Source organism: Nonomuraea sp. NPDC001636, assembly GCF_040298265.1.
In the GTDB taxonomy this organism is placed as follows: Bacteria; Actinomycetota; Actinomycetes; order Streptosporangiales; family Streptosporangiaceae; genus Nonomuraea.
The window spans coordinates 264,065-290,425 of record NZ_JBEOZT010000009.1; the positions used below are offsets into that span (position 1 = coordinate 264,065).

General features: G+C 72.2%; 23 protein-coding genes. 15 read left to right on the forward strand and 8 right to left on the reverse strand.

Going from position 1 to position 26,361, the window contains the following annotated elements:
• The first annotated feature begins 45 nt into the window (after positions 1–45).
• On the forward strand, positions 46–1,038 hold the full coding sequence (locus ABT158_RS19885; protein WP_352355264.1) for a hypothetical protein: 993 nt from the start codon (positions 46–48) through the stop codon (positions 1,036–1,038).
• A 277-nt stretch (positions 1,039–1,315) separates the two neighbouring features.
• On the opposite strand, the gene ABT158_RS19890 is transcribed toward ABT158_RS19885, so the two are convergent.
• The 4 genes from ABT158_RS19890 to ABT158_RS19905 all read right to left on the reverse strand — a co-directional run bounded on the left by ABT158_RS19890 (position 1,316) and on the right by ABT158_RS19905 (position 4,569).
• Positions 1,316–2,263: a DUF4291 family protein gene (locus ABT158_RS19890; protein ID WP_352355266.1), complete on the reverse strand. Its 948-nt coding sequence runs from the start codon at positions 2,261–2,263 to the stop codon at positions 1,316–1,318.
• A 146-nt stretch (positions 2,264–2,409) separates the two neighbouring features.
• Positions 2,410–2,751 carry a hypothetical protein gene (locus ABT158_RS19895; protein WP_352355268.1) on the reverse strand — a complete coding sequence of 114 codons (342 nt, stop codon included), beginning with the start codon at positions 2,749–2,751 and terminating at the stop codon, positions 2,410–2,412.
• A gap of 113 nt (positions 2,752–2,864) precedes the next feature.
• Positions 2,865–3,440, reverse strand: a complete 576-nt coding sequence (locus ABT158_RS19900) for a 3'-5' exonuclease (protein ID WP_352355270.1) — start codon at positions 3,438–3,440, stop codon at positions 2,865–2,867.
• A 73-nt stretch (positions 3,441–3,513) separates the two neighbouring features.
• Positions 3,514–4,569 carry a winged helix DNA-binding domain-containing protein gene (locus tag ABT158_RS19905; protein WP_352355271.1) on the reverse strand — a complete coding sequence of 352 codons (1,056 nt, stop codon included), beginning with the start codon at positions 4,567–4,569 and terminating at the stop codon, positions 3,514–3,516.
• A 9-nt stretch (positions 4,570–4,578) separates the two neighbouring features.
• Here ABT158_RS19905 and ABT158_RS19910 point away from each other — a divergent pair, with 9 nt between their 5' ends.
• Together ABT158_RS19910 and ABT158_RS19915 are read left to right on the forward strand one after the other, a co-directional pair.
• Positions 4,579–5,757, forward strand: a complete 1,179-nt coding sequence (locus ABT158_RS19910) for a cysteine desulfurase-like protein (protein WP_352355273.1) — start codon at positions 4,579–4,581, stop codon at positions 5,755–5,757.
• A gap of 43 nt (positions 5,758–5,800) precedes the next feature.
• Positions 5,801–6,397 carry an NUDIX hydrolase gene (locus ABT158_RS19915; RefSeq protein WP_352355275.1) on the forward strand — a complete coding sequence of 199 codons (597 nt, stop codon included), beginning with the start codon at positions 5,801–5,803 and terminating at the stop codon, positions 6,395–6,397.
• Between the two features lie 19 nt (positions 6,398–6,416).
• On the opposite strand, the gene ABT158_RS19920 is transcribed toward ABT158_RS19915, so the two are convergent.
• The 3 genes from ABT158_RS19920 to ABT158_RS19930 form a co-directional block, all read right to left on the reverse strand.
• Entirely contained in the window at positions 6,417–8,096 is a 1,680-nt protein-coding gene (locus ABT158_RS19920) for an acetolactate synthase large subunit (protein ID WP_352355277.1), read from the reverse strand.
• Positions 8,097–8,212: 116 nt separating this feature from the next.
• The gene (locus tag ABT158_RS19925; protein WP_352355279.1) at positions 8,213–8,524 is read right to left on the reverse strand and encodes a hypothetical protein; all 312 of its coding nucleotides are present in this window, start codon (positions 8,522–8,524) and stop codon (positions 8,213–8,215) included.
• A gap of 84 nt (positions 8,525–8,608) precedes the next feature.
• Positions 8,609–10,579, reverse strand: coding sequence for a HelD family protein (locus ABT158_RS19930; protein ID WP_352355281.1), 1,971 nt, complete (start codon positions 10,577–10,579; stop codon positions 8,609–8,611).
• 66 nt (positions 10,580–10,645) lie between these two features.
• On the opposite strand from ABT158_RS19930, the gene ABT158_RS19935 reads away from it, so the two are divergent.
• The 5 genes from ABT158_RS19935 to ABT158_RS19955 all read left to right on the forward strand — a co-directional run bounded on the left by ABT158_RS19935 (position 10,646) and on the right by ABT158_RS19955 (position 15,018).
• Positions 10,646–11,260: a TetR family transcriptional regulator gene (locus ABT158_RS19935; RefSeq protein WP_352355283.1), complete on the forward strand. Its 615-nt coding sequence runs from the start codon at positions 10,646–10,648 to the stop codon at positions 11,258–11,260.
• Positions 11,261–11,499: 239 nt separating this feature from the next.
• Entirely contained in the window at positions 11,500–12,177 is a 678-nt protein-coding gene (locus ABT158_RS19940) for a lysophospholipid acyltransferase family protein (protein ID WP_352355285.1), read from the forward strand.
• A 79-nt stretch (positions 12,178–12,256) separates the two neighbouring features.
• Positions 12,257–13,831: a penicillin-binding transpeptidase domain-containing protein gene (locus tag ABT158_RS19945; protein WP_352355287.1), complete on the forward strand. Its 1,575-nt coding sequence runs from the start codon at positions 12,257–12,259 to the stop codon at positions 13,829–13,831.
• Positions 13,832–13,909: 78 nt separating this feature from the next.
• Complete coding sequence (locus tag ABT158_RS19950; RefSeq protein WP_352355289.1) at positions 13,910–14,554, forward strand: GntR family transcriptional regulator; 645 nt, start codon at positions 13,910–13,912, stop codon at positions 14,552–14,554.
• A complete protein-coding gene (locus ABT158_RS19955; RefSeq protein WP_352355291.1) occupies positions 14,551–15,018 on the forward strand; it encodes an OsmC family protein in 468 nt (155 codons plus the stop codon). The genes ABT158_RS19950 and ABT158_RS19955 overlap by 4 nt, the downstream gene beginning before the upstream one ends.
• A gap of 24 nt (positions 15,019–15,042) precedes the next feature.
• Here the strand turns inward: ABT158_RS19955 and ABT158_RS19960 are convergent, their stop codons facing one another.
• Positions 15,043–15,321: a DUF3040 domain-containing protein gene (locus tag ABT158_RS19960; RefSeq protein WP_352328164.1), complete on the reverse strand. Its 279-nt coding sequence runs from the start codon at positions 15,319–15,321 to the stop codon at positions 15,043–15,045.
• Between the two features lie 134 nt (positions 15,322–15,455).
• Here ABT158_RS19960 and ABT158_RS19965 point away from each other — a divergent pair, with 134 nt between their 5' ends.
• The 7 genes from ABT158_RS19965 (at position 15,456) to ABT158_RS19995 (ending at position 26,270) form a co-directional block, all read left to right on the forward strand.
• Positions 15,456–16,493, forward strand: coding sequence for an Rv2578c family radical SAM protein (locus ABT158_RS19965; protein ID WP_352355294.1), 1,038 nt, complete (start codon positions 15,456–15,458; stop codon positions 16,491–16,493).
• A gap of 148 nt (positions 16,494–16,641) precedes the next feature.
• Entirely contained in the window at positions 16,642–19,032 is a 2,391-nt protein-coding gene (locus tag ABT158_RS19970) for a GTP-binding protein (RefSeq protein WP_352355296.1), read from the forward strand.
• A 272-nt stretch (positions 19,033–19,304) separates the two neighbouring features.
• Entirely contained in the window at positions 19,305–22,451 is a 3,147-nt protein-coding gene (locus ABT158_RS19975; RefSeq protein ID WP_352355298.1) for a S41 family peptidase, read from the forward strand.
• A 134-nt stretch (positions 22,452–22,585) separates the two neighbouring features.
• Positions 22,586–23,920 carry a glycosyltransferase family 4 protein gene (locus ABT158_RS19980; protein WP_352355300.1) on the forward strand — a complete coding sequence of 445 codons (1,335 nt, stop codon included), beginning with the start codon at positions 22,586–22,588 and terminating at the stop codon, positions 23,918–23,920.
• Positions 23,921–24,147: 227 nt separating this feature from the next.
• Positions 24,148–25,146, forward strand: coding sequence for an alpha/beta hydrolase family protein (locus ABT158_RS19985; protein ID WP_352355302.1), 999 nt, complete (start codon positions 24,148–24,150; stop codon positions 25,144–25,146).
• Between the two features lie 61 nt (positions 25,147–25,207).
• Entirely contained in the window at positions 25,208–25,477 is a 270-nt protein-coding gene (locus tag ABT158_RS19990; protein ID WP_352355304.1) for a hypothetical protein, read from the forward strand.
• A 79-nt stretch (positions 25,478–25,556) separates the two neighbouring features.
• Positions 25,557–26,270, forward strand: coding sequence for an HNH endonuclease family protein (locus tag ABT158_RS19995; protein ID WP_352355306.1), 714 nt, complete (start codon positions 25,557–25,559; stop codon positions 26,268–26,270).
• Positions 26,271–26,361 lie beyond the last annotated feature (91 nt).

Genomic DNA, 26,361 nt, shown 5'->3' on the forward strand with positions numbered 1-26,361 from the left:
TTACCGCTGTTGCGACACCATGATCACGTGCGGTATTGATCACGGATGTCCTTGATACGGGTGATCACGGCCACGGCCGAGCTGCTCGACAAGACCTCGCGGATGCGTCCGGGCCTGTCGTGGGACGATCCCGCGCTGGAGCAGGCGCTGCGCCAGGTCCGGGCCGAACGGCTGGAGCCCGGCCTGGAGCTGGTCCGCCAGGCGCGCGACGACCACGAGGTGCGTGCGCTGCGCGTCGAGCAACTGGGGATCGCCGCCCGTACGCACACCGAGGCGCTGCTCCGGCTGGCCGGCGACGACCCCGACGCGTTGCTCTGGCTCGGCGCCGCCCGGATCGCGCAGGCATGGGCGATCCGCGGCGGCTCCTACGCCGCGTACGTGGGCGACCAGCGCTTCGCCCGCTTCCACGAGGTGCTCGCGGACGCCGCCGTCCCGCTGCGGCAGGCCGCCGAGGCCCGTCCGGACGATCCCGTTCCGTGGGAGCGGCTGCAGTGGCACGCGCTCGGCGCGCAGGCCGACCGGCAGGAGCTCGACCGCCTCTGGTCGGAGCTGACCGCCCGCGCTCCGCACCTGTACCTGGGCCACTACACCCGCGTCCAGGTGCTGTGCGGCAAGTGGTACGGCTCCGACGGCGAGGTGCTGGCCTTCGCCCGCCACGCGGCGGACGCGGCGCCGCCGGGCGACCCGGTGACGGCCGCGCTGGCGCTGGCCCACTTCGAAGTCGCGTGGGGCCGGATCGGCGAGTCGGAGCGTACGGCGCGGGAGGTCCTCCAAGGCTACTTCGGCGACCCTGAGGTGGCCGGCCCGCTGGTGGCGGCGGCCGACAAGTGGCGCGCGGGCGCCCGGCCGCATCCGCGGGCGCTGGACGCCGCGCACCTGTTCGGCGCGGCGCTCTACCACGGCGGCCACCTCACCGGCGCGCAGCGCCTGCTGGAGGGCGCGGGCAGGCGCATGCCGGAGAACCAGCCGTGGGCGGTCGGCAGCCTGCTGCCGGGCCGCCACTACGCCCGCGTGCGCCGGGATCTCGGCCTCTCCTGACCCGGCCCTGCGCGCCGGACCTCGTCCGCACGCCGGACGTCGGCAGGACGAGCGTGGGCGCGCGGTCGAGGTCAGCTCGCGATGCGCCGGTCCACGCGCAGCCGCCTCGCGCAGTCGTCCAGCATGGACCGCGACCGCGATCACACGTTCCGCGGCAGGTTGCCGAGGACGTCGTCCATCAGGTCGCCCGGCGTCTCGTGCACCGGTTCCGGGCCGGCGCCTGTGGCATCCCATGCGCTCTTGGCACGGTTCGTCCAGCTCTCTTGGCAGTGGGGCGTCATCCACCCGGGGAGAGGAGGCGTTCCAGTGTTGGCGGCAGGGGATACGCCCGCTCGGCGGGGAACAGCCGCTGGGCCTTGGTGGCGTGCCCGGTTTGTGCCAATGCCGTGGCCTTGCGGACCAGCGGGGTGAGGTCGGTGAGGCTGACGATCCAGTCGTCGGTGAAGGTGCGGATCAGGGTGCGGCCGATGCCGACCTGGATGCTGTAGTGGTTCAGCGCCGCTCCGCGCAACGAACGTTCCGGGTCCCACTGGACATGGACGGCTGCCTGGCTCACAGCTGCCGGATCCGCTGTCGTGAGCACGGCCTGGGACAGGGCCTCCTCCCAGCCCCGCCGGGTCATCCGCACTGCGAGAACGCGTTCCTGACCGGGTTTGCGCGCCCAGTTGCTGCGATGCATGAGCCACAGGAACGAGGGCTTGATCCAGGTCATCCGGTGGAACGAGAACGGCGCGACGAAGCGGCCCGCTCGCAGCGCCGCGTCGGCTATGGCAGGTGCGTACGCCTGGTAGACCACGATCGTGTCAGCGTCGTAGTCCGCGCGAATCTGGTACTGGGGTGCCATGCGCTGCACCCTGCCATCCGGCGCACTCACCTCGCGAAGCCTTTTTGCCTCCGGTCGCAGCGACTCGATCCAGGACGCGAAGTCCGCGGCCACGACGTCGAAGTACGCAGGCTCCAGATCGCCCAGATCGGAGGAGAACACGGCGGAGTCCGGGTCGTCGGCACGCAGGAGAAATCCGCGGCCACCGCTGTCATCGCCGACGAGAAGAAATCCCGGCGCATACCGCGCGACCTCGTAAGTGGCGTTGCGTTCACCGATGTCCCCCGCTGAGTACACCACGACACCGGACTCCGTGTGCAGGCCGTCCCGCGCACTCCACAGTGCCACCAGCGCAGCTGGAAGGCGCGTCGCCGCCGCCGGTCTCGAAACCGCCTCCGCCACCCTGCTTCCCTCCCGACAGACTCCGGCCCCAACATGATCACCGACGCGCCTGAGAGAAGACCGGCCAAGCCCCCACCCGCCACGAGGCGACCGCGCCGGTCGCCGTCATAAACGAGCGGCTGTGACCGGCACTCTCACGACAAGCCCTACCGGTCGGCTGATCGTGGCGAACCGAAGCCGGGGACGAATCTCGCCTTCCAGCGTTTCTGTTCTTCGAGCCAGTGCACGTAGCGCGGTGAGGCGTTACGCAGGTCGATGCTGAGGGGGTAGGGGTCGTGCTCGTCCAGGAGCAGCATGCGGAGGAATTCGACCATGCCACAGGGGAAGAGGGTGAAGTCCTGGCGGGTGTGCCGGCCGCAGACCAGGACAGGCCACCGGTCGGGGTCGGGGTCGGTGGTCAGCCAGCACAGGATGTCGGGGCCCGACGTGATGCCCCAGGCGAGGATGTGGTTCGGGTCGATGTCGAGGCCGTCTTGACCGCCCAGCATCTCCCAGGTGTCACGGGCGTTTCTCCGTCTCCTCCTCGAAGGTCCCGGGATCCCCTTCGACGACGTGGCCGGGGAGTCTACGAGGCCACACCGGCACAACACCGCCCCAGCCTCTAGAGGGCCGGCCACGCCCCGCGGTCCAACAGGTCGAGGACGAGTGCCGCGATGTTCCATGCGTCGTCCTCGCCGCGGTGGTGGCGTCCCTCCAGCGGCAGTCCGGCGATCTGCAGCGCGTGATCCATGCCGGGTTTCCTGCGCAGCCCGTACGCCGCCGCGAACACGGCCTTGGCGTTGGTGTGGGTGCGTTCCGCCGGATGGCCGAACGGGTAGGCCACCCCGTCGGCCCGACTCTGCCGAGCGAACTGCCGGCGGTCGTACTCGCCCCAGCTCGCCCAGGGACGCTCCCCGGCGTCGTACTCCCCGGCGAGGATCCGGCATGCCTCGGCGAAGGTGACGCCCTGGTCCACCTCGGCTTGCGTCAGGCCGGTCAGTTCCGTGCAGAAGTCACTCACCGCCGATCGGGCAGGGCGGACCAGGATGCGGTGCCGGGACACCCGGCGCCGTGCCGGCACGTCCACGACGGTGAGGCCGATCTCGATGATCTCGTTGACGGAGCCGGGCGGCGGCTGCCCGTCCCAGCAGGTGGCTTCCACGTCGATGACGTTCAACAGGGCGGATTCGTGGCGCATGGGCCGAGGGTAGGGATGCGCCCCCGGCTCCGGCATCCCGATTTCGCACGATCGTTCGTCGGGCGGGAGGCGGTCAGGTGGGTGGGGTGTGTTCGAGGGTGTGGGTGGTCGCGTCGGGTTCGGCGAAGGCGAGGAGCGCGAGCCCTTCCTCCTCCAGGACGTCCAGAGGCGTCGGGGCGGCGAAGGGGCTGATGAGGAGCTTGGCCTTCTTGCCGGACCGCTTGATCTGCCAGGTCCCCGCCGCGAACCCGTCCACCAGGTACGTGGCCTTGATCCGCAGGTTCTTGGTCGCGACCAGCGGCCTGAACTCGTCCGCCAGCACCCGCCTACGGTCGGCGTGCCCCAGGACGAGGTTGTCGAAGTCGGGCAGGAAGCGCACCGGCGCGGGCACGTCGCCGCCCGGCCGCGGCGCGCCGGGCAGGTCGAACAGTTCGCGTCCCGTCTCGTCGGCCAGCCTGTCCAGCTCCATCCCCTTCATGACGGCCCGCATCCCGCCCAGTCCCGACCAGGTCTGGACGTCGGCGGGCGTGGCCGGGCCGAACGCGGCGAGGTACCGCTCGACCAGGCGTTCCACGCTGGGCGCCGGGTCCGGTTCGACGCCGGGCAGCCCGAAGGCGGACTCGCGCGGGAAGCTCCACCGGTCCTGCGTGGGCACCATGACCAGCGGCGTCATCATGCGCACGGCGTAGCCGAGCACCCGCTCGTCCGCGCCGGGGAACTCCTTCAGCAGCAGGGGCCGCAGCTCGTTGAAGGTGAGCGGCCCGTCGGCGAGCAGCCGGTCGGCGACCACGGCGACGGCCTCGAAGTCGACGCCCTCGAACCGGCGCGCCGCGGCGGCCAGCATGGGACGCAACAGCGGCCGGAAGGACGCGTAGTCCGCCGCCGTCACCAGGTGCAGCGTGGCCCGCATCATCGTCGCCCGCACCAGGCCGCCGGCGTGCAGCGAGTCGTGCAGGTCGTCGCGCCGGAACCCGGCCAGCCGCGTCCACACCCCCAGGTAGGGCGGCCGCGGCTCCTGCGCCTGCAGCCCGGCCAGCCGGTGCACGATGTCGGCCGGGCGGCCCTCGTGCCGGGCGAGGAGGTGCTGCCGGGCCAAGGTGGCGCGGTTGAGGTCTCTGAGGGTGAGCATCTACTTATCATGCCTTTCCCCCTGGAGTCCGTACGTTCCTCCTATCCTGCGCTTTCCGATGGTTTCGCCTACCTTGACGGCGCGGCCGGCACCCAGACGCCCCAGCCGGTGATCGACGCCATCTCCGCCGCCTACCGGGCCGGGCTCGGCAACGTCGGCGGGGCCTTTCCCGCCAGCCGCCGGGCGGACGAGATCGTCGCCGCCTGCCGTGCCGCCGTCGCGGACCTGGTCGGCGGTCATCCCGACGGCGTGATCCTCGGCCCGAACATGACGACGCTGACGTACCGGCTGGCCAGGGCGCTGACCGGGCCCGGCGACGAGGTGGTGGTCTCCAGGCTGGACCACGACGCGAACGTGCGCCCCTGGACCCAGACGGGCGCCGCCGTCCGCTGGGCCGAGGTGGACGCGGTGACCGGCGAGCTCCCGGTCGACCAGTACGCCGACCTGATCGGCGAGCGGACCAAGGTCGTCGCGGTGACGGCGGCGAGCAACATCCTCGGCACCCGTCCCGACGTGGCCGCCATCGCCGAGCTGGCCCACCGCGCGGGCGCCCTGCTGTACGTGGACGGCGTGCACGCCACCCCGCACGGCCCGGTGGACATGCGGGCGCTGGGCGCCGACTTCTACGCCACCAGCGCCTACAAGTGGTCGGGGCCGCACGTGGGGGCCGTCGTCGCCGACCCGGCGCTGCTGGAGACGGTCCGCCCGGCCAAGTTGCGGCCCTCCCCCGACACCGTGCCGGAGAGGTTCGAGACGGGCACGTCCGCGTTCGCCGACCTGGCCGGGGTCACGGCGGCCGTGGACCATCTGGCCGCCATGGTCCCCGGCGCCGGCACCCGCCGCGAACGTCTCCTCGCCTCGATGGCCGCCGCCGAGGAGCACGAGCTGGAGCTGTTCGCCGCCCTGATCTCCGGCCTGGAGACGATGCCGCACGTCACCCTGCTCGGCAAGCCCGCCAGGCGCACCGCGACCGCCTACTTCACCGTCGCCGGGCACACCCCGCGCCAGGTCGCCGAGCATCTGGCCGGGCTGGGGGTGAACGTCTGGAACGGCCACAACTACGCCTGGGAGCTGACCGGCGCACTCGGCGTGCGCGACTCGGGCGGCGCCGTCCGCGCGGGCCTGGTCCACTACAACAACCGCTCGGACGTCGACCGCCTCCTGGAGGGAGTGGCCGCCCTCTCCTGACGGGCCGTCGGCCCGTACGGGCAGGGCGTGAGATCCTGAGGGGATGCTGCCCCCGATCGACGTGCTGCGCGAGCAGGTCACCGCTCGGCTCGCCGCCTTCGACCGCCGGGACGTGCCGCCCGTCCCGGGGGTGCGCCGGGCGGCCGTGACGGTGTGCGTGCTGGAGGACGCCGGGCGCGTCCCGTACACGGTGCTGATCCGCAGGGCGGCGCGGGGGCGCAACGCGGGGCAGTGGGCGCTGCCGGGCGGGCGGCTCGACGACGGCGAGCTGCCGGTGGAGGCGGCGCTGCGCGAGCTGGCCGAGGAGGTCGGGGTGACCGGCGTGGCGGTGGCCGGGCTGCTCGACGACTTCGTCGCCGACTCCGGGTTCGTGATCACTCCGGTGGTGGCGTTCGGGGGCCGTCAGGAGCCGGTGGGCGACGCCCATGAGGTGGCCTCGGTGCACGCGGTGCCGCTGGAGCGCTTCCTCGCGCCCGGCGTGCCGCGCTGGCAGGGCGAGCTGCTGCAGATGCCGCTCGGGCCGGACATCGTGATCCACGCGCCGACCGGGGCGATCCTGTGGCAGTTCGCCGAGGTGGCGCTGCGCGGGCGCGAACAGCGGGTGTTCGACGTCGCGCAGCCCCACTGGACGAGAACCTGACCCACCTGGGAACGGCTGGTCAGAAGGGGCCGGTGAGTTCGCCGAGCTTGCCGGTCAGCTCCAGGTTGGCCGCGTAGTCGACGGGCACCGCGATCACCGACACCGTCTCGTCGGCCAGCGCCTTGCGCAGCGTGGGCAGCAGCTCCCCGGCGCTGGTGATCCGGTAGCCGCGGGCGCCGAAGCTCTCGGCGTAGGCGACGAAGTCGGGGTTGCCGAAGCGGATGCCCGAGTGGCGGCCGAGCTCCAGGTCCATCTTCCACTCGATCAGCCCGTACGCGTCGTCGACCCACACCAGGACCGTGATCGGGATGCGCTCGCGGACGGCCGTCTCCAGCTCCTGGGAGTTCATCAGGAACGCCCCGTCGCCGGTGGCGGCCAGCACCTTGCGCTCGGGGAAGGCCAGCTTGGCGGCCAGCGCCCCGGGCACCGAGAACCCCATCGAGGACAGCCCGTTGGAGACCAGCATCGTGTTGGGCTCGTACGTCGGGTACATGCGGGCCATCCACATCTTCACCGCGCCGGTGTCGGCCAGCACGATGTCCTCGCGGCCCATGGCCTGCCTGATGTCGGCGACCACGCGCCGCGGCGACAGCGGGAAGCCGTCCTCCGAGCGGCCCTGCTCCAGTTCCTCGCGCATCAGGCGGCGGATCTTCTCGCCGGTGCCGTTGAGCTCGAAGCGGCGCGGGACGGCGTCGGCGAGCGCGTCCAGCGACCGGGAGATGTCGCCGTGCACCCCGACGGCCACCGGGTAGTGGTCGTCGACCTCGGCGGGGAACCGGTGGAGGTGGATGATCTCCTTGTCGCGGTTCGGGTTGATCTTGACGGGGTCGAACTCCTGCAGCTCGTAGCCGACGCTGATCAGCACGTCGGCCTCGTCGAAGCCGAAGTTGACGTAGTCGTGCCGCATGAAGCCGACCGCGCCCAGCGCGTGCGGGTGGTCGTCGGGGAAGACGCCCTTGCCGTTGAACGTGGTGGCCACCGGCAGCCCGAGCCGCTCGGAGAAGCGCACCAGCGCGGCGGCCGCCCCGGCCCGGCCGGCGCCGTGCCCGGCCAGCACGATCGGCCGGCGCGCGCGGGCCAGCACGTCGGCGGCGCGGGCGATCTGCGCGGCCGAGGGGTCTTGGGGGCGTACGACGTTGACCGGCAGCGGCCCGAGGTCGGCCGGCACGGGGGCCGACTCGACGTCTTCGGGGATGGCCAGGTAGACGGCGCCGGGCCGCTCGGTCTGGGCGGTCTTGAACGCTTTTCGGATCATCTCCGGCAGGGCCAGGGCCGTGGGGGCGAGGTCGGCCCACTTGGTGATCGGCCGGAACAGCGACACCAGGTCGACCACCTGGTGCGACTCCTTGTAGATGCGGTCGAGGCCGACCTGGGCGGTGATCGCCACGACGGGGGTGCTGTTGGTGGTGGCGTCGGCCACGCCGAGCTGCAGGTTGATCGCGCCGGGGCCGAGCGTGGCCGAGGCCACCCCCGCCTTGCCGGTGAGCCTGCCGTAGATCTCGGCCATGAACGCCGCGCCCTGCTCGTGCCGGACGAGGACGTAACGGATGGAGGAGTCGTTGAGCGCGTCGACGAAGTGGATGTTCTCCTCGCCGGGGATGCCGAAGACGTACTCGACGCCTTCCGCCTCCAGGGCTCGCACGATGAGATGGGCCGCGTCCGCCTGCGGGGACACCTGCGGGGACACCTGCGGGGACATGGTTAACGCCTTCTTCCATGAGCGACTGCGTCCCTGACAGCACCCGGGAGGCGCGCTTCATTCCGGGACGCGGCCCTGTGCCCGCGCGACGGCGGAGCTCACGCGGGCACAGCGGGTCAGGAGCCCAGCGCGCGCGTGGCCAGCGCGCCGAGGACCATGCCGACGACCATGCAGGCCGCGGCGGCGATGGCGGCCCACTTGCCCAGGGACTCGCCGCGGGTGTGGCCGACGATGCCCAGCACGATGCCGGCCAGGCCGAACAGGATCGGGATGAACAGGATGGCCACCGCGGCGCTGACGAACCCGATGATCGACAGGATCTGGGCGCCCTGCCGCTGCGGCGGCCGGGTGTAGGGCGGCGGCTGCGGCCGGCGCCCTTCACGTGTGTGCTCGTCGTCGCCCGGGGGCGGGTCTTGCGAAGCGGTCATTCTCCGGCTCCCTCGTGAAGTGAATCACATCACACACCAGAGCCGTGGGCCTGTCGAGCCGCCGAGTCCCGACATCTGCCCATTTCAGAAGGGTTTTGACGGGCGGGAAAACTGAGGGGGAAGGGGTTCGGCGTGGACGACGTCGAGCCGGGAGACCGCGCGGGTGACGGCGACGTACAGGCGGTTGAGTCCGCGCGGCTCGGCCGCGACGACGGCGGCCGGCTCGGCGAGCACCACGTGGTCGTACTCCAGGCCCTTGCACATCGAGGCGGGCATGACGCTCAGCCGCTCGCCGAGGTCCAGCCCCTCGTTCCAGAGCGCGCAGGTGATCGCCTCGACGTGGGCGTCGGCCGCGATCACCCCGATCGACCCCTCGAACCCGCCCGCCTCCCGTACGGCCGCCACGACCCCCTTCTCCAGCTCGGCCGTCGCGATGACGCGCAGCCTGCCGTCGGAGCGGTGGGAGCGGGTGGGGGGCACGTCGGCGTCGAGCGCGGCCAGCAGCGTGTTGGCCAGCTCCACGACCACGCCGGGCACGCGGAAGCCGGTGGTCAGCTCGACGATCCGGCCGCCGGGGCTGCCGAGCAGCTCCAGGTGCTCCGGCCACGACCTGGCCGCCCACGGCGTGGTGCCCTGGGCCAGGTCGCCGAGCACGGTGAGCGAGCCGTGCTCGCTGCGCCTGGCCACGGCGCGGCACTGCATGGGCGACAGGTCCTGGGCCTCGTCCACGATGACGTGGCCGTAGCCGCGGGGGCGTTCGAGCAGGCAGGCCAGCTCGTCCAGCAGCACCAGGTCGGCCTCGGTCCACTTGGCGCTCTTGGCGCCGCGCGGCGGGCCGGGCCAGGCGAGCGCGGCGCGTTCGGCGTCGGTCAGCAGGCCCTCGGGCGGGGCGCTGAGGACCTCGTGCAGCACGTCCTCGGGGCGGACGGCGGGCCAGGTCGCGTCGAGCGCCGGGGCGAGCGCCCGGCCGATCCGGCGTTCCCAGGCGGCGTTGCACGTCCGGCCGCGGGCCTCGGCCTGCCGCCGCATCGCCGCCACCGTCCTGGCCCTGACGCGCTCGCGGCCGATCCCGTACGGGAGCGCGGCCCGTCTGGCGTCCTCCACGATGCGGCGCAGCTCGTCCTCGCCGACCCGCCAGCGGTAGGAGTCGTCGGCCACCACGGCGGGCTCGGCGGGCCTGCGGATGCGGCCGTACAGCGCGCGGCGCAGCACCTCGGCCATCCGGACGTCGTGCTTGACCGCCGCGGCCGCCGCGGAGTCGACGGCCCGTACGGGGTAGGCGCCGAGCAGCCCTTCCAGGGTGGTCTGCTCGACGTCCACCTCGCCGAGCGCGGGCAGCACGGCCGCGATGTAGCCGAGGAAGGTCCGGTTCGGGCCGAGCACCAGGACGCCGGAGCGTTCGAGGCGCCGGCGGTGCGCGTACAGCAGGTAGGCGGCCCGGTGCAGGCCGACGGCGGTCTTGCCGGTGCCGGGCGCGCCCTGGACGCAGATGGTGGTGTCGAGGTCGGCGCGGACGAGGTCGTCCTGCTCGGGCTGGATGGTGGCGACGATGTCGCGCATCGGGCCGACGCGGGGGCGTTCGATCTCGGCGGCCAGGAGCGCGCCGCCGCCCTCCTCCCCCGCGCCGAGCCGCTCGTCCTCGTAGCCGGTCAGTGTGCTGCCCGACCAGCCGAAACGGCGGCGCACCTCGACGCCCTGGGGGTCGCGGGCGCCGGCGCGGTAGAAGGCGCGCGCCACGGGCGCGCGCCAGTCGATCACCACCGGCGGCCCGCCGTGCTCGCCGGCGATGTGCCGCCGGCCGATGTGGTACGCCCGCCCGCGGTGCTCGGCCGAGTCCTGGCCGAAGTCGAGCCGGCCGAAGAACGGCGGCCCGTCGGGCTCCTCGCTCAGCTCCTTGGCCAGGCTCTTGAGATGGCGGCCGAGCCGCTCGGCGCTGTAGCGGTCGCCGGCGACGGTCTCGCCGACGATCACGTTCTCCCGCGCGCCCTCCAGCATCCTGCGCAGCCCCGCCCTGCACCGTTCGACGTGACGCCGTTCGTCGTCGAGCGTTCCCATGCCCACCCCCAAAGCGTTAACTCGGTTAAGACATTGACCAGGTTAACACTTTGATAGAGTGCGGTCATGACGGGACTGCGGGAGCTGCAGCGGCAGCGGGTGCACGAGGCCATCTCGACGGCGGCGATCGCGCTCTTCCTGGAACGCGGCTTCGACGAGGTGCCGGTGACCGAGATCGCGGCGGCGGCCGGGGTGTCCAAGCCGACACTGTTCAAGTACTTCCCGACCAAGGAGGACCTCGTCCTGCACCGGTTCGCCGACCACAAGGGCGAGGCGGCCCGCGTGGTGCGCGGCCGGGCGCCCGGCGAGCACCCGGTCGCGGCGCTGCGCCGCCACCACCTCGACGGCCTGGCCGCCCACGACCCGGTCACCGGGCTCAACGACCATCCCGAGGTGCTGGCCTTCCACCGCATGGTGTTCGACACGCCCAGCCTGGCCGTCCGCCTGTTCCACCACATGGCCCAGGACGAGGCCGAGCTGGCCGAGGCCCTGGCCGAGAGCATGGACGAGCTGACCGCCGCGCTGCTGGCGGCCCAGGCGCTGGCCGTGCAGCGGGTGCTGGCCCGCCGCACCTGGGCGTGGCTCGCCGGGGGCCGCCCCCTGGCCGAGGCCGAGGCCGAGGCGGTGCGCGCCGCCGAACACGCCTACGCGCTGCTCATGGACGGCCCCGCCCGCCCCTGAGCTCCGGCGCGCAGGTCACGCGCGCCCCATCCGGCGGGCACGATTACCTCCAACGCCAGAGGCTGTGCTTAACTCGGAAATGCCGATGTGGCTGTGTCCCCCGGGCCGCAAATTACCGCCTTCACGGAATACCGTTCGGCTGGAACCGTGTTGTGCACCTCGCCGAGGAGGCGACCACCACATCGGCCTTAAAGCTTTCCGGGCGCCCGGCTGCCTTAGGGTGGCAAGGTTGACTGCCCATGATCCAGGAGAGCCCGTTGCTGTACGAAGTGGTCAAGTTCGCCGCCGCGCCGCTCGCTCACGCGATGTGCCGGCCGCACATCACCGGCGCCGCGAACGTACCGAGGGTAGGCCCGGCCATCCTGGCGGCCAACCACCTCTCCGTGCTCGACTCCTTCCTGCTGCCCGCGCTGCTCCCCCGGCGCGTCACGTTCACCGCCAAGAACGAGTACTTCGACGGCAACCCCGTCTCCGGCTTCTTCATGCGCCTGGGCGGCAGCCTGCCGATCGACCGCGAGAGCGCCCACGCCGCCCAGGCCATGCTCGACGCCGCCGCCGAGCTGCTGGAGCGCGGCGAGCTGTTCGGCATCCACCCCGAGGGCACCCGCTCCCCCGACGGCCGCCTCTACCGCGGCAAGGTCGGCGTGGCCTGGCTGGCGCTCAAGACGGGCGCGCCCGTGCTGCCGGTGGCGCTCAAGGGCACCGAGAAGGTGCTGCCGGTCGGGGCCAAGGTGCCCAGGCCGGCCAAGATCGGCATCTCCATCGGCCGGCCCATGCGTTTCGAGGGCGACCACACCAAGGCGCGCGACCGGCGCCGGGTCACCGACGAGGTCATGGAGGCCGTCCAGAAGCTGTCCGGGCAGGAGTACGTGCCCGCGTACGCCTCCAGCTTCAAGGCCGCCAATGGAACCACGTGACCGGTCACCGCTAGGCTCTGACACCTGACGTCGAGGACCGGGGGGCTGACCAGTGGCGCGGGGCCGTACCATCGCGATCGTGTCGGTGTCCGCCGTGCTCGTGGCGGGGGCCGCGGGCGGGGGCGCCTACTACCTGCTGCGCACCAAGGGCACGCCGGGCGAGACGGCGCAGCGCTTCGCCGCCGCCTGGCAGGCCGGCGACAAGACCGCCATGACCGCCGAGCTGGCCACCCAGCAGCAGCTCACCGCCTACGACCAGCAGCGCGCCGCGCTCGGCGTCGAGTCGGCCACGGTCAAGCTGGGGCGGGTCGTCGAGGGCGACGGCCGGGCCAAGGTCCCCTACACCGCGACCCTGGCGCTGAAGAACATCGGCTCCTGGTCCTACGACGGGCAGCTCGACCTCGTGGTGGCCGACCGCACGTGGAAGGTCGACTGGCGGCCCGCCACGCTGCACCCGCAGCTGACCCCGGGGGCGGCCTTCGCCGTCAAGACGAGCTGGCCGCAGCGCGCGAAGATCACCGACGCCGACGGCGGCCGCATCGACACCGGCACGTCCGGCGGCTCGGTGCAGCAGCTCGTCGGCTACCTCGACAAGGCCACCAAGAAGGACGTCGCCAAGCTCGGCACCTCCTACAAGGTGGGGCAGGCGATCGGGCGCGGCGGCCTGCAGGAGACGTTCCAGAAGCGGCTGGCCGGCACCCCCACCACGCAGATCCAGCTCGGCGGCAAGACCCTGGGCACCATCGAGGGCACCGACGGCAAGCCCGTCGAGACCTCGCTCGACCCGCGGGCGCAGGCGGCGGCCGTCACCGCGGTCAAAGACGTCCCCAAGCCCACCTCCATGGTCGCCATCCGGCCCTCCACGGGCGAGATCCTGGCCGTGGTCAACAACCAGGGCGGCTTCAACCGGGCCCTCGACGGCCGCTACCCGCCCGGCTCCACGTTCAAGGCGGTCACCGCGATCGGCCTGCTGGCGGCCGGCCTGTCGCCCGGCGACAAGGTCACCTGCCCGATGTACGCCACCGTGGGCGGGCTGAAGATCCGCAACTCGGAGAAGGAGGAGTTCGGCTCGCTGTCGTTCCTCGACTCCTTCGCCCACTCGTGCAACACCACCTTCGCGCCGCTGGCCGAACAGCGGCTCGGCGCCGACAAGCTGCTCAGGACGGCGGAAGGCGTCGGCTTCAACCAGCCGCTCAACATCGGCGTGCCGGCCACGAAGGCCAGCTTCCCGCGGGCCCAGTCCGACGCCGAGCTGGCCGCCGAGTCCTTCGGCCAGGCCAGGATCACCGCGAGCCCGCTGTCGATGGCCTCGGTCGCCGCGGCCATCGCCGACGGCACGTGGCGGCCGCCCACGCTGGTGCCCTCGCTCAAGCAGAAGGCCGGCGAGCAGGCGCTGCCCAAGGGGGTCAAGGAGCAGCTGCACAGCATGATGGCGGCCGTGGTCTCCAAGGGCACCGCCAGGGGCAGCGGCCTGCCCGCCGGCACCCACGGCAAGACCGGCACGGCCGAGTTCGGCACCGGCGACAAGCTCGAAACCCACGCCTGGTTCATGGGGTTCAAGGGCGACGTGGCCTTCGCGGTGGTCGTCGAGGCGGGCGGCACGGGCGGCAAGGTCGCGGCCCCGGTGGCGGCGACCTTCCTCAAGGGCCTCTGACCTCTCCTCAAGGACAGCTCCTCACAAGACAGTCGCACGCATTGCATGCAATGTATGCAAAGCGTTAGAGTCGCGCCCGTGCAGAGCGATGTGGCCTGGAGCCGGGTGCGGGAGCTGATCCTCGACGGGACCTACCCGCCGGGGGCGCGGCTGACCGAGACGGAGGTCGCGGCGAGCCTGGAGATGAGCCGCACCCCCGTGCGCGAGGCGCTGCGGGCGCTGACCGCCGACGGGCTGGTGCGCCCGGCCGGGCGCGGGGTCGTCGTCGTGGCCCTGGAGGCGTCCGCACTGGAGGACGCCTACCAGGTGCGGGCGGCCCTGGAGGCGCTCACGGCCGAGCTGGCCGCCACCCGCCAGAGCGAGGGCCGCATCGCCCCCGCCGACCTGGCCTCGCTGCGGCAGGTCGCCGACGCCACGGCGGCCGCCACCGCGCAGGGCCGGCTCGGCGAGGCCGTCGGGCTCAACCGCCGCTTCCACCGGCGGATCGCCGAGCTGGCGGCCAACGCCGTCGCGCTGCACACCCTGGAGCGCGTGTGGGACCAGATCCAGGTGTCCACGTTGCGCTCGCTGGCGCCGCCGTCCCGCCCTGCGCACGTCTCCGGCCAGCACGAACAGCTTCTCGCCGCGATCACCGAGGCCCGGCCGCAGGACGCCGCGGCCATCGCCCGCGCGCACGTCCTCGACACACGCGCCGTCACTCACCGCAAGGACGAAACCGCATGACCCGCCACCACACGTACACCACCACCGTGACCTGGACCGGCAACCGGGGCACCGGCACCAGCGGCTACCGCGACTACGACCGCGACCACGACCTGTCCGCCGAGGGCCGGCAGGTCATCGCGGGCAGCTCCGACCCCGCCTTCCGCGGCGACCCCGCCCGGTGGAACCCCGAGCAGCTGCTGGTCGGCTCGCTCTCCCAGTGCCACATGTTGTGGTATCTGCACCTGTGCGCCGAGGCGGGCGTGGTGGTCACCGCGTACGCCGACCACGCGGCGGGCACCATGGCCGAGAGCGGCGCCGGCGGCCACTTCACCGAGGTCGTGCTCCGCCCCGAGGTGACCGTGGCCGCGCCGGAGATGGCCGAGACCGCCGCCCGCCTGCACGAGGACGCCCACAGGGCGTGCTTCATCGCCGCCTCGGTCAACTTCCCGGTACGCCACGAGCCGACCGTCCGCACGGCCTGAAGCAGGCGGACGATTCGGGAGAGGTCAGCGCGAGGCGGCCAGGGCCACGGCGGTGGCGGCCTCGTGCTGGAGCACCATGATCAGCAGGGTGGCCACCAGCGTCGCGATGAGCACCCAGCTGATCACGATGATGACCGTCGACCGGCGTGGCCGCCTGTGGCCCGGCTGCCCCTTCGCCCGCGCCTCGCTGCGACGCGCCCGCTCGTTGAACGATTCGAGCCGGGCGACGAGCCGCGGATCGTCGTCGACGAGGTGCTGCTCGATCTGGGCCAGCATTCGCTCCTCGTCCTGCGACCAGGCCATAGACGCACCTCCGGAACGCAAGCACTGTGGCGTGTTCCTCCCCAACCATGAAGATCATTAGCCTTGACGTGACCCCCTAATTACCGCCTCTTTTCGGTTTGCGATCACGCTCGAACTTTTGTTCTAATCATGGGATGCGCTGGGACAACCTGCGCCTGGCCGGGCCTGGTCAGGCCGATCCTGCCGTGCCGCTGTTCGCCCGCGGCGCGGTCACCCGTACGTTCGACACGCCCGAGTTCAGGGGGATGACCTTCTACGAGGTCCAGGCCCGGTCCGTCATCAACCGGGTGCCGGGGGCCAGCCGGGTGCCGTTCGAGTACACGATCAACCCCTACCGCGGATGCGGGCATCGCTGCGTCTACTGCTTCGCCCGCAAGACGCACGAATACCTCGACCTCGACGCCGGGGCCGACTTCGACTCGAAGATCGTCGTCAAGGTCAACGCGGCCGAGCTGGCCCGCAAGGAGCTGGCCGCGGCCCGCTGGGGCGGCCACCACGTGGCCATGGGCACCAACGTCGACTGCTACCAGCGCGCCGAGGGCCGCTACCGGCTCATGCGGGGCATCCTGGCCGCGCTGCGCGACGCCGCGAACCCGTTCTCGGTGCTCACCAAGGGCACGCTGATCCTGCGCGACCTCGATCTGCTCACCGAGGCGGCCGAGGTCACCGACGTCAGCACGAGCGTGTCGGTCGGCTTCGTGGACGAGGCGGTGTGGCGCGGGGTCGAGCCCGGCACGCCCAACCCGCGCCGGCGGCTGGAGGCGTGCGCCACGCTCAACGACAACGGCGTGGCGTGCGGGGTGCTGATGGCGCCGATCCTGCCGTACCTGACCGACTCCCCCGCCCAGCTCGAACGCACGGTCAAGGAGATCGCCGAGGCCGGCGCGACCCACATCGCCCCGATCGTCCTGCATTTGCGGCCGGGGGCGCGCGAGTGGTGGCTGAGCTGGCTCGGGCGCGAGCACCCGCGCCTGGTGCCGCGCTATCTGGAGCTGTACGGCCGCGGCGCCTACGCCCCCGCCTCCTACCAGGACCGCGTCGTCGCCCAGGTCAAGGAGCTGGCCCGCCGCCACGGGGTCGGCAGAGCGACGCCTGCCATGGCCCGCCGCGTGCCGCCCCGCCGAACGCCCGTCGCGCCCGCCGCAGAGCCGGAGCAGCTTCGCCTGTTGTGACCCGGTTTAATCGGTGGTCCGCCGGCCCGCCCCGGTGACAGGATGACCGGGCACCAGCCGGACGACGTTCAGGAGCATGAGATGCGGCGCCGCCCAGAGATCTTCCAGCGCCCCATTGGCACGAGAGTTCTCGAGGGCTCCACCACTCATGCACATCCTCAACATCGGCATCCTCGCGCACGTAGACGCGGGCAAGACCAGCCTCACTGAGCGGCTGCTGTTCGAGACCGGGGTCATCGCGCGCCTCGGCAGCGTCGACGACGGCAGCACGCAGACCGACAGCGGCGAGATCGAACGCCGCCGCGGCATCACCATCCGCTCGGCGGTGGCCTCGTTCACCATGGGCGACCTGCGGGTCAACCTGGTGGACACGCCGGGCCACGCCGACTTCGTGGCCGAGGTCGAACGCGCGCTCGGCGTGCTCGACGGCGCCGTCCTGGTGTTGTCGGCCGTGGAGGGCGTACAGCCGCACACGCGGGTCCTGATGAAGACGCTGCGGCGGTTGCGGCTGCCCACGGTGATCTTCGTGAACAAGATCGACCGGATGGGGGCGCGGGAGGCGGGGGTGCTCGCCGAGATCCGGCGGTGGTTGTCGCCGCGGGTGGTCCCGCTCAACACGGTGAGCGGCATCGGCGGCCCGTCCGCCACCACCCACCCCTTCACCTTCGCCCCGCCCCCTTTCACCTTCGCCCCACCCCCCTTCGGCACCGCCCCGAGCGCCTTGCCCCCTCACCCCCTCGCCTTCACTCCCCCGCCTCCGGGCTCCGCTCCCCGCGATCCGGCTCCCTCTGGTCCCATCTCCTCCGGTCCCCCGTCCTCGGGGGCCGCTGCCGGCGACCCGGCCTCCGCCGCCGGACCCCTCACCGTTTCTTCCTCGACTTCCGGGGCGGCCTCCGGCGAACCGGCCGTCGCCACGCGCTCCCCCGTCTCTGGGGGTGCTCCCCGCCCAGGGGTGGCGGGCGGGGGCTCGGAGGAGGTGGTGCGGGCCGCTGGGCCCGTCGAGGTGGAGCCCGCCAGGACGGAGGCCACCGCGAGGCCCGCGGTGGAGGACGGTGCGGGGGGCAACGGGAGGGGCAGCGCAGGGGCCGACCCAGGCGACACCCAGCCCGACTTGAGGGCCGACAACGGGGCCGGCGCAGAGGACGGCGTGGAGGCTGCTGAGGTGGCGGCGGCTGAGGTACTGGCTGAGGGGGATGACGGGCTGTTGGAGTTGCTCGTCGATGACGTGGTTCCGGGGGCGGGGCGGGTACGGGAGGCGCTTGCGGCGCAGTGCGCGGCGGGCGATGCCCATCCGGTGTTGTTCGGGTCGGCGATCACCGGCCAGGGGGTGGCCGAGCTGCTCGGGGCGGTCCGGCTGCTGCCCGCGGTTCCCCAGCCGCCGGTCGGTGCGGATGGAAGCATCGACCGCACGACGGCGACGGCGACGGCCGCGACGGCTGCGGTGTTCGCGGTGGAGCGGGGGCGGGGTGGGGAGAAGGTCGCGTATCTGCGGATGTGGGGCGGGCAGCTGCGGGCGCGGGAGCGGGTGACGTTTCTGCGGCGGGAGCCGGGTGGGGGCGTCCACGCGTTCGAGGGGCGGCCGAGCGGGGTGGCCGTCGTCGGGTCCGGGGCGCGGGTGGCGGTGGCGGGCGACATCGCCACGGTCCGGGGCGTGCCCGAGATCCGGGTCGGCGACCGGCTGGGCGAGCCAGGCCCGGCGGGGCAGGCCCACTTCACGCCGCCCAGCCTGGAGACCGTCGTACGCCCCCGGGTCCCCGGCCAGGAGCCGCGCCTGCACGCCGCGCTGGTCGCGCTGGCCGAGCAGGACCCCCTGATCGGCACCCGTACGCTGCCCGGCGGCCGGACGTCGGTCCTGCTGTACGGCGAGGTCCAGAAGGAGGTCATCGGCGAGACCCTGGCCAGGGACTTCGGCGTGGAGGCGGAGTTCGAGCCGAGCCGTCCGGTGCACTTCGAGCGTCCGGCGGGCACCGGCGCGGCCAGGGAGGAGATGCGCCAGGCCGGGGACGCGTTCATGGCGACCGTGGGCCTGCGGGTCGAGCCGGCCGCGCCGGGTTCGGGCGTGCTCTACCGGCTGGAGGTCGATCTGGGCTCGCTGCCGCTGGCCTTCCACCGGGCGATCGAGGAGAGCGTGCGCCACGGCCTGGGGGCGGGGCCGCGCGGGTGGCCGGTCACCGACGTGCTGGTCACGCTGACGGCGACGGGTTACGCCTCCCCGGTCACGACCGCCGGCGACTTCCGCGGGCAGGCGCGGGTCGTGCTGGCCGAGGCGCTGCGCAGGGCCGGGACCAGGGTGTACGAGCCGTGTCACCGCTTCGAGGCGGAGGTGCCCGCCGACGCCTTCGCCGCCGTGTCGTCCCGCCTGGCCGGACTGGGCGCGGTCCTGGACGGCACGAGCAGGCGGGACGGGACGTGGGTGCTCGAAGGGGAGATCCCGGCGGCGGCCGTGCACGAGGCCGAGCGGCGGCTGCCGGGCCTGTCGCGCGGCGAGGGGATGTGGTGGTCACGTCCGTCCGGAGATCGCCCGATTCATACCCGATAGGCGGTATGTCGGATATCGGGGATAGATGGGTATTAATCCGCCATAGTGTGCCAATCGGGCGCAATCGTTACAGGGGGAAACGATGGCTGATACGAAGAAGAAACCGGCCACCAAGTCCGGCAAGGCCAAGAAGCAGGCGATCAAGACGAGCCGGCAGGCCAAGGAGACCAAGAAGGAAACCCGAAGGACCGACGAGGGCTGACCCCGTGAGGTGAATCGCGCAGCCGGGGGCCGGCGGCCCCCGGCTGTCCGGTGGAAGAGGAGCTGCGCACATGTCGGCCTATCTCCGCTTTCCCACTGTCTTTCAGGACGTGGTGGTCTTCGCCGCCGAGGACGACCTGTGGATGGTCTCGGCCCAGGGCGGCCGCGCGTTCCGCCTGACCGCCGGCGCCGCCGAGGCCGGTTACCCGCGCATCTCCCCGCGCGGCGACCAGATCGCGTTCGTCGGCCGGGAGGAGGGCCCGGAGGAGGTCTACGTGATGCCGGCCGTCGGCGGCGCCGCGCGCCGGGTCACCTTCCACGGCGCCCGCTGCACGGTCACCGGCTGGGACCACGAGGGCCGCATCCTGTACGCCAGCGACCAGTCCCAGCCGTTCGCCGGGCGCAAATGGCTGCACCGGGTGGCGCCGGGCGGGGTGCCGCAGCGGCTGCCGTACGGACCGGCGAACTCGATCGCCCACGGCCCCGACGGGATGATCGTGCTCGGCCGCAACACCGCCGACCCCGCGCGCTGGAAGCGCTACCGCGGCGGCACGGTCGGCGACCTGTGGATCGACACCGACGGCGACGGCGAGTTCAGGCGGCTGATCCGGCTGCCGGGGAACCTGGCCTCGCCGTGCTGGAGCGGCCGGCGGGTCTGCTTCCTGTCCGACCACGAGGGGGTCGGCAACGTCTACTCCTGCCTTCCGGACGGCGGCGACCTGCGCAAGCACACCCACCACGAGGACTACTACGCGCGCAACCTGTCCGGCGACGGCCACCGGCTGGTCTACCACGCCGGCGCCGACCTGTACCTGCTGGAGCCGGACGACGGGCCGGACGACGGGCCGGACGACGGGCCGGACGACGGGCCCAGGCGGCTGGAGGTGCGGCTGGCCAGCTCCAGGACGCAGCGCAACCGCCGGTTCGTCGACGCCGAGGACTTCCTCGACAGCGCGACCCTCAGCCCGGACGGCAGCGCGCTGGCGATCACCTCGCGCGGCAAGGCGTACGCGATGGCCGACTGGGAGGGCCCGGTGAGCCAGCACGGCGAGCCGGACGGCGTCCGCTACCGCTTCCTGACCTGGCTGAACGACGGCGTGCGGCTGATCGCCGCGGCCAGCGGCGAGTCCGACGAGGAGACGCTGGTCATCCTGGAGGGCCACGAGGGCGGCTGCGGCGTCGAGGTGGCCCGGCTGGGCCGGATCAACGAGTTGGTCCCCGACCCCGCGCACGACCGCGTGGCCGTGGTCAACCACCGCCACGAGCTGTACCTGCTGGACCTGGCCACGGGCGCGGCCACGCTGGTGGAGCGCAACCCGCACGGGCCCCCCGAGGACCCGGCCTGGTCGCACGACGGCCAGTGGCTGGCCTACGCCGGGCCGCTCAACGCCCAGACGACCGCGATCAAGCTGCACCACCCGGAGACCGGCCGGACGGTGGCCGCCTCCGAGCCGGTGCTCAAGGACTCGATGCCGGCCTTCGACCCTCAGGGCCGCTACCTGTACTTCATCGGCCAGCGGGTCTTCTCGCCCGTCTACGACCAGTTGCAGTTCGACCTGGGCTTCCCGCTCGGCACCCGGCCGTACGCGATCGCGCTGCGGGCCGACGCGCCCGACCCGTTCGTGCCCGGACGGCGTCCGCTCAACGGCAAGGACGAGGAGGAGGACGAGCCGGCGGAGGCCGTCCGGGTGGACCTGGACGGGCTGGCCGCCCGCGTCACCGCCTTCCCGCTGCCGGAGGGCCGCTACGAGGGCGTGGCCGGGCTCAAGGGCAAGGCGCTGCTGCTGACCAGCCCCCTGGAGGGCGAGAACACCCTGCACCTGTACGACTTCGCCAAGGGCAGGAACGAGACGTTCGCCGACGGCGTCACCGCGTTCGAGCTGGGCCGCGACCACAAGACGCTGCTGTACCGGGCCGGCAGCCGGCTGCGCGTGGTCAGGGCCGGCGAGGTGCCCGAGCACGACGACGACCCGCCGGGACGCGAGAGCGGCTGGATCGACCTGTCGCGCATCAAGGTGTCGGTGGCGCCGGAGTCGGAGTGGCGGCAGATGTTCCGCGAGGCGTGGCGGCTGCAGCGGGAGAACTTCTGGACCGAGGACATGGCCGGCGTCGACTGGCCGGGCGTGTACCGGCGCTACGAGCCGCTGGTGGACCGGGTCACCACCCGGGGCGAGTTCTCCGACCTGCTGTGGGAGCTGCACGGCGAGCTGGGCACCAGCCACGCCTACGAGAGCGGCGGCGAGTACCGTCCCGGGCCCGACTACAGCCAGGGCAAGCTGGGCGTCGACTGGGACTACCGCGACGGCGTCTACCGCGTGCACGCCATCGTCACCGGCGACCCGTGGGACCCCGAGGCCACCTCGCCGCTGAACCGGCTGGGGCTCGACGTGCGGCCGGGGGACGCGGTGCTGGCCATCAACGGCGCGCCCATCGGCCGCGCGGCCACCCCGAACGAGCGGCTGGTCAACCAGGCCGGCGAGGAGGTGGAGCTGACCCTGCGGCGCGAGGAGCGGGTGTTCACGGTGACCGTGCGCGCGCTGGCCGACGAGCAGCCGGCCCGTTACCGCGACTGGGTGAACCTCAACCGCGCCGAGTGCCACGAGCGTTCCGGCGGGCGCATCGGCTACCTGCACGTCCCCGACATGGGCACCGAGGGGTTCGGCGAGTTCCACCGGGGCTTCCTGGCCGAGTACGACCGGCACGCCCTCATCGTGGACGTGCGCTTCAACGGCGGCGGGCACGTCTCGGCGCTGCTGCTGGAGAAGCTGGCCAGGCGGCGGCTCGGCTACGACTACCCGCGGTGGGGGGACCCGGAGCCGTACCCGCCGGAGTCGCCGCGCGGGCCGCTGGTGGCCATCACCAACGAGTGGGCGGGCTCGGACGGCGACATCTTCAGCCACACCTTCAAGCTGCTCAAGCTGGGCCCGCTGGTCGGCAAGCGCACCTGGGGCGGGGTGATCGGCATCTGGCCGCGCCACCGGCTCGCCGACGGGACCGTGACCACGCAGCCGGAGTTCTCCTTCGCCTTCGACGACGTCGGCTGGCAGGTGGAGAACTACGGCACGGATCCCGACATCGAGGTGGACATCACCCCGCAGGACTACGCCAAGGGCGTGGACACGCAGCTGGAGCGGGCCATCGACGTCGCCCTGGGGCTGCTCGCCGAGCATTCGCCGCATACGCCGGATCCGTCGCATCGGCCAGGTATGCAACCTTAGGAACCTCTTGGGCGTCTAAAGATCATAGGCGGGGAAAGCGCACAGGGGATGACATGTGCACTCCGCCCGCGCGCGGCCTGACGACCGGCTCCGCGCGCATGCGAATGCAACCGAGCACGAGGGGGATCGTCCAGGTGCGCGCACTGGCACGCAGGGGGAAGTCGGCGATGGTCCGGTTGTACCGGGGGTACAACCGCCGCAAGGCACGCAACGCGCCGCCGCCGTCGACCGACCGCATCAGAATCCTGCTCCTGCACGCCAACGGCATGGGCGGCACGATCAGGACGGTGTTCAACCTGGCCGGCTACCTGGCCGAAAAGCACGACGTCGAGATCGTCAGCATCCTGAAGGAGGCCGAGGAGCCGTTCTTCCCGATCGACCCGCGGGTGCGCTTCCGCTTCCTCGACGACCGGCTCAAGCCCAGCCCCGATCCGCTGCGGGCGATGTTGTCGAAGTTCCCCAGCAAGCTGATCCCGCCGGAGGAGACGGCCTACCACCGCTTCAACCTGTGGACCGACTACAAGCTGGCCCGCTACATCCGCTCGCTCGACAGCGGCGTGCTCATGGCCACCCGTCCCGGACTCAACCTGGCCATGGCGCAGTTAGCGCAACCGGGCGTGATCACCATCGGGCAGGAGCACGTGGCCCTGCGCACCCAGGCCGAGCCGATGCAGAAGCTGATCAAGTGGCGGTACCGGCGGATGGACGCCCTGGTCACCCTCACCAAGGCCGACCTGCGCGACTACCGCAGCACGCTGCCGAAGAAGCCGAAGAAGCTGGCGCGCATCCCCAACGCCGTCCCGCCGATGAGCGGCGAGGTGTCCAGACTGGACGCCAAGGTCGTCGTCGCCGTGGGCCGGATGACCCGGCTCAAGGGCTTCCACCGGCTGATCACCGCGTGGGAGACCGTCGCCGCCGCGCACCCCGACTGGAAGCTGCGCATCTTCGGCGCCGGGCCGCAGGAGGACAACCTGGCGGCACAGATCGTCGAGGCCGGGCTCGAGGGCAAGGTGGAGCTGCCGGGGCCGACCAGCGACGTGGGGGCCGAGCTGGAGAAGGCGTCGATCTTCGTGCTCAGCTCGCGGCACGAGGGCTTCCCGATGACGATCCTTGAGGCCATGGCCAAGGGGCTGGCCATCGTCAGCTTCAACAGCCCGCACGGGCCCAAGGAGATGATCACCGACGAGGTGGACGGGCTGCTGGTCAAGCCGCGTACCAACGCCAACCTGGCGGCCGCCATCATGCGGGTCATCGAGGACGAGCCGCTGCGCCGGTCGCTGGCGGCGGCCGCGCTGGAGACGGCGCGCACGTACGACGTGCACGCGGTGGGCCAGAAGTGGGACGAGCTGCTGGAGGAACTGGTGGCCCGCCGCAACGGCACGTACGTCCGCCCGCCCCGCCCCGAACCCGCCCCGGACGAGGCCGCCGAGCCCGTCGAGGCCACGGAGCCGGCCGGGCCCCGCGCCTAGGGACTGTCTGTCAGATCAGGTTCGGAGCCGGACGACCAGCGCAGCCGGCACCGGATCGCCCGGCTTGTCGCGGCAGGCTCCCCCTTGTGCCGGCCGGGCGGTGCCGGGACGGGCGGCGGGGTGAGGAGCGCGCCGCTGCCCGTAGGGGAATCCCCGAGCAGCCACCTCGGGGATTGCTCATTCCAGGGGAGGATGACTGTCCCCGAGTACTTCCCGATCCTCAAAGCATGAAAATGTTGATCATAAGTGCGGTGGCGATCCTCACCATGTCGGCCTGTTCCCACACCTCTTCCAGCGCCGCTGACCAATCCGGCAAGCCCACGCCGCCGCCCGGGATCACCAGCGCGCAGCTCACCCTGCCGCCGCCCACCGGCCCGAACAAGATCGGCACCAGGATGCTGCGGCTGGTGGACTCCACCCGCCGCGACGACTGGGTGGACGGGCGACCGGTGCGTGAACTGATGGTTCAGCTCTGGTATCCCACCTCGGCATCCAGCGGAACGCTCGCGCCGTACATGACCAAAGGCGCCGAGGCGCGGACCCGGCAGATCAACGCGATCCCCGACGAGGTGAAGCTGCCCGTCACCCACGCCTGCCTGAACGCCCCGATCGCCCCTGGCGCTCACCCGGTCATCGTGTACGCCCACGGCTCTCACGACACCCGGACCGGCAACACCGTCCTGGTGGAGGAGCTGGCCAGCCACGGCTACCAGGTCGTCACCATCGACCACACCCACTATGCCGAGGAGGTGGAGTTTCCCGATGGCCGCATCGTCGACGAGGTCAAAGACCCCGACACCGCTCATGAGGTCGCCACCCGGGTCGCCGACGTGCGCTTCGTCCTGAACCAGCTGGGCCTGGCACGAGTGGGCATGTTCGGCGCCTCCTTCGGTGGCGTGGAGACGGTCGCGGCGATGCACGAAGACCCGCGGATCATCGCCGGTGTCAACCTGGACGGCCCCTGGACCGAGCCGATCTTCGGCGACGTCAGCCGCCGGCCGATCGCCAAACCCCTGTTGTCGCTGACCTCCGCCCAAGCCGACCGCCACCCTCCGCTGCCAGGCCGGGTCATCCGGCTGGCCGGCGCTCAGCACCTGACCTTCTCCGACGGCGAATGGCTCGACCCCAACCCCACCCCCGAGCAGTACGGCACCATCGCCCCCCAGCAAGCCCTCCACCTGCAACGAAAGGCCCTGCTCGACTTCTTCCGCCAAACCCTTCACTAGATCGCGGATTTCGCGACAGTCTCGGGCTGCGCCGCCCGCCCACAGAGCCCGGTACGCCGGGGTGTGGCGGCTCCGGGCGGCCCTGAAGGAGCCGCTGCGTCCCCGATGGTTCCGGCTGCACCGTCTGGCGTGCTGGGTCCTGGGCCCGGAGTGGCGGACGTGGGGCGTGCTGGGCCCGCCGTTGCCGCCGGCGATCGTCAACGTGTTCCTGCAGCGGGGATGGGGATCGGCGGTCTTCACGATCCCGGGCGTCGTCGTGCACTGGGCAGGCGTGGGGAAGCTGCGTGAGCGGTGGGGAGTGCGGGTGAGGCGGCGCGGGGTCGATCAGTGACAGAAGCCTTCCTGTGTCAAATCCGGCGATGGCGGGAATTCTCTAGACAACTTCGCCCGCGGGAGCCACGGAGGGCTGCTTGAGCACGAAGGACGCCATCGCGATCCTCGCCGGCGCCGTCATCGTCGCTTCCTTCGTCGGCAGCGCCAAGAGCCCCGCCGCCACCGCCGCCAGCCCCCTCAGCAACGCCAGCGGGACGCTGCCCGGCCTCGCCCCCGTCCTGTCCGACGGCGACAAGGCCAGGGCGCGCGCCCTCATCGGCCGCTTACGCGTCAAGGGCCGCGGCCCCAACACCGGCTACGCCCGCAGCCGGTACGGCGAGAACTGGGCCGACACCGCCACCGGCGTCCCCTTCGCCCGCAACGGCTGCCGCACCCGCGACGACCTGCTCGCCCGCGACGGCACCGGCGTCGAGTACCGGCCCGGGTCGAGCTGCGAGGTCGTCGCCTTGGAGCTGACCGACCCCTACACCGGCCGGCTCATCTCCTGGCACAAGGCGCAGGCCGACGAGGTGCAGGTGGACCACGTCGTGCCGCTCAACTACGGCTGGCGCATGGGCGCGCCGCGCTGGCCGATGTCGAAACGCCTCGACTTCGCCAACGACCCGCTCAACCTGTTACCCGTCGACGGCCGCGCCAACGAGGAGAAGGACGCCTCCGGCCCAGCCGGGTGGCTGCCTCCCCAGCGCCGTGTCCGCTGCGCGTACGTCACCCGGTTCGCCCAGGTCGCGCTCAAGTACGACCTGCCCGTGACCAGGGCCGACAAGAACGCCATGCTCGCGCAGTGCCGCTAGGCCGTGTTTCGAAAGATCACGTGTGAGGCGTGTCGGTGATCGTTGAACGAAGAGGTCTCCGGTAGTTGGTTCAACGACCAAGAAGAACGAA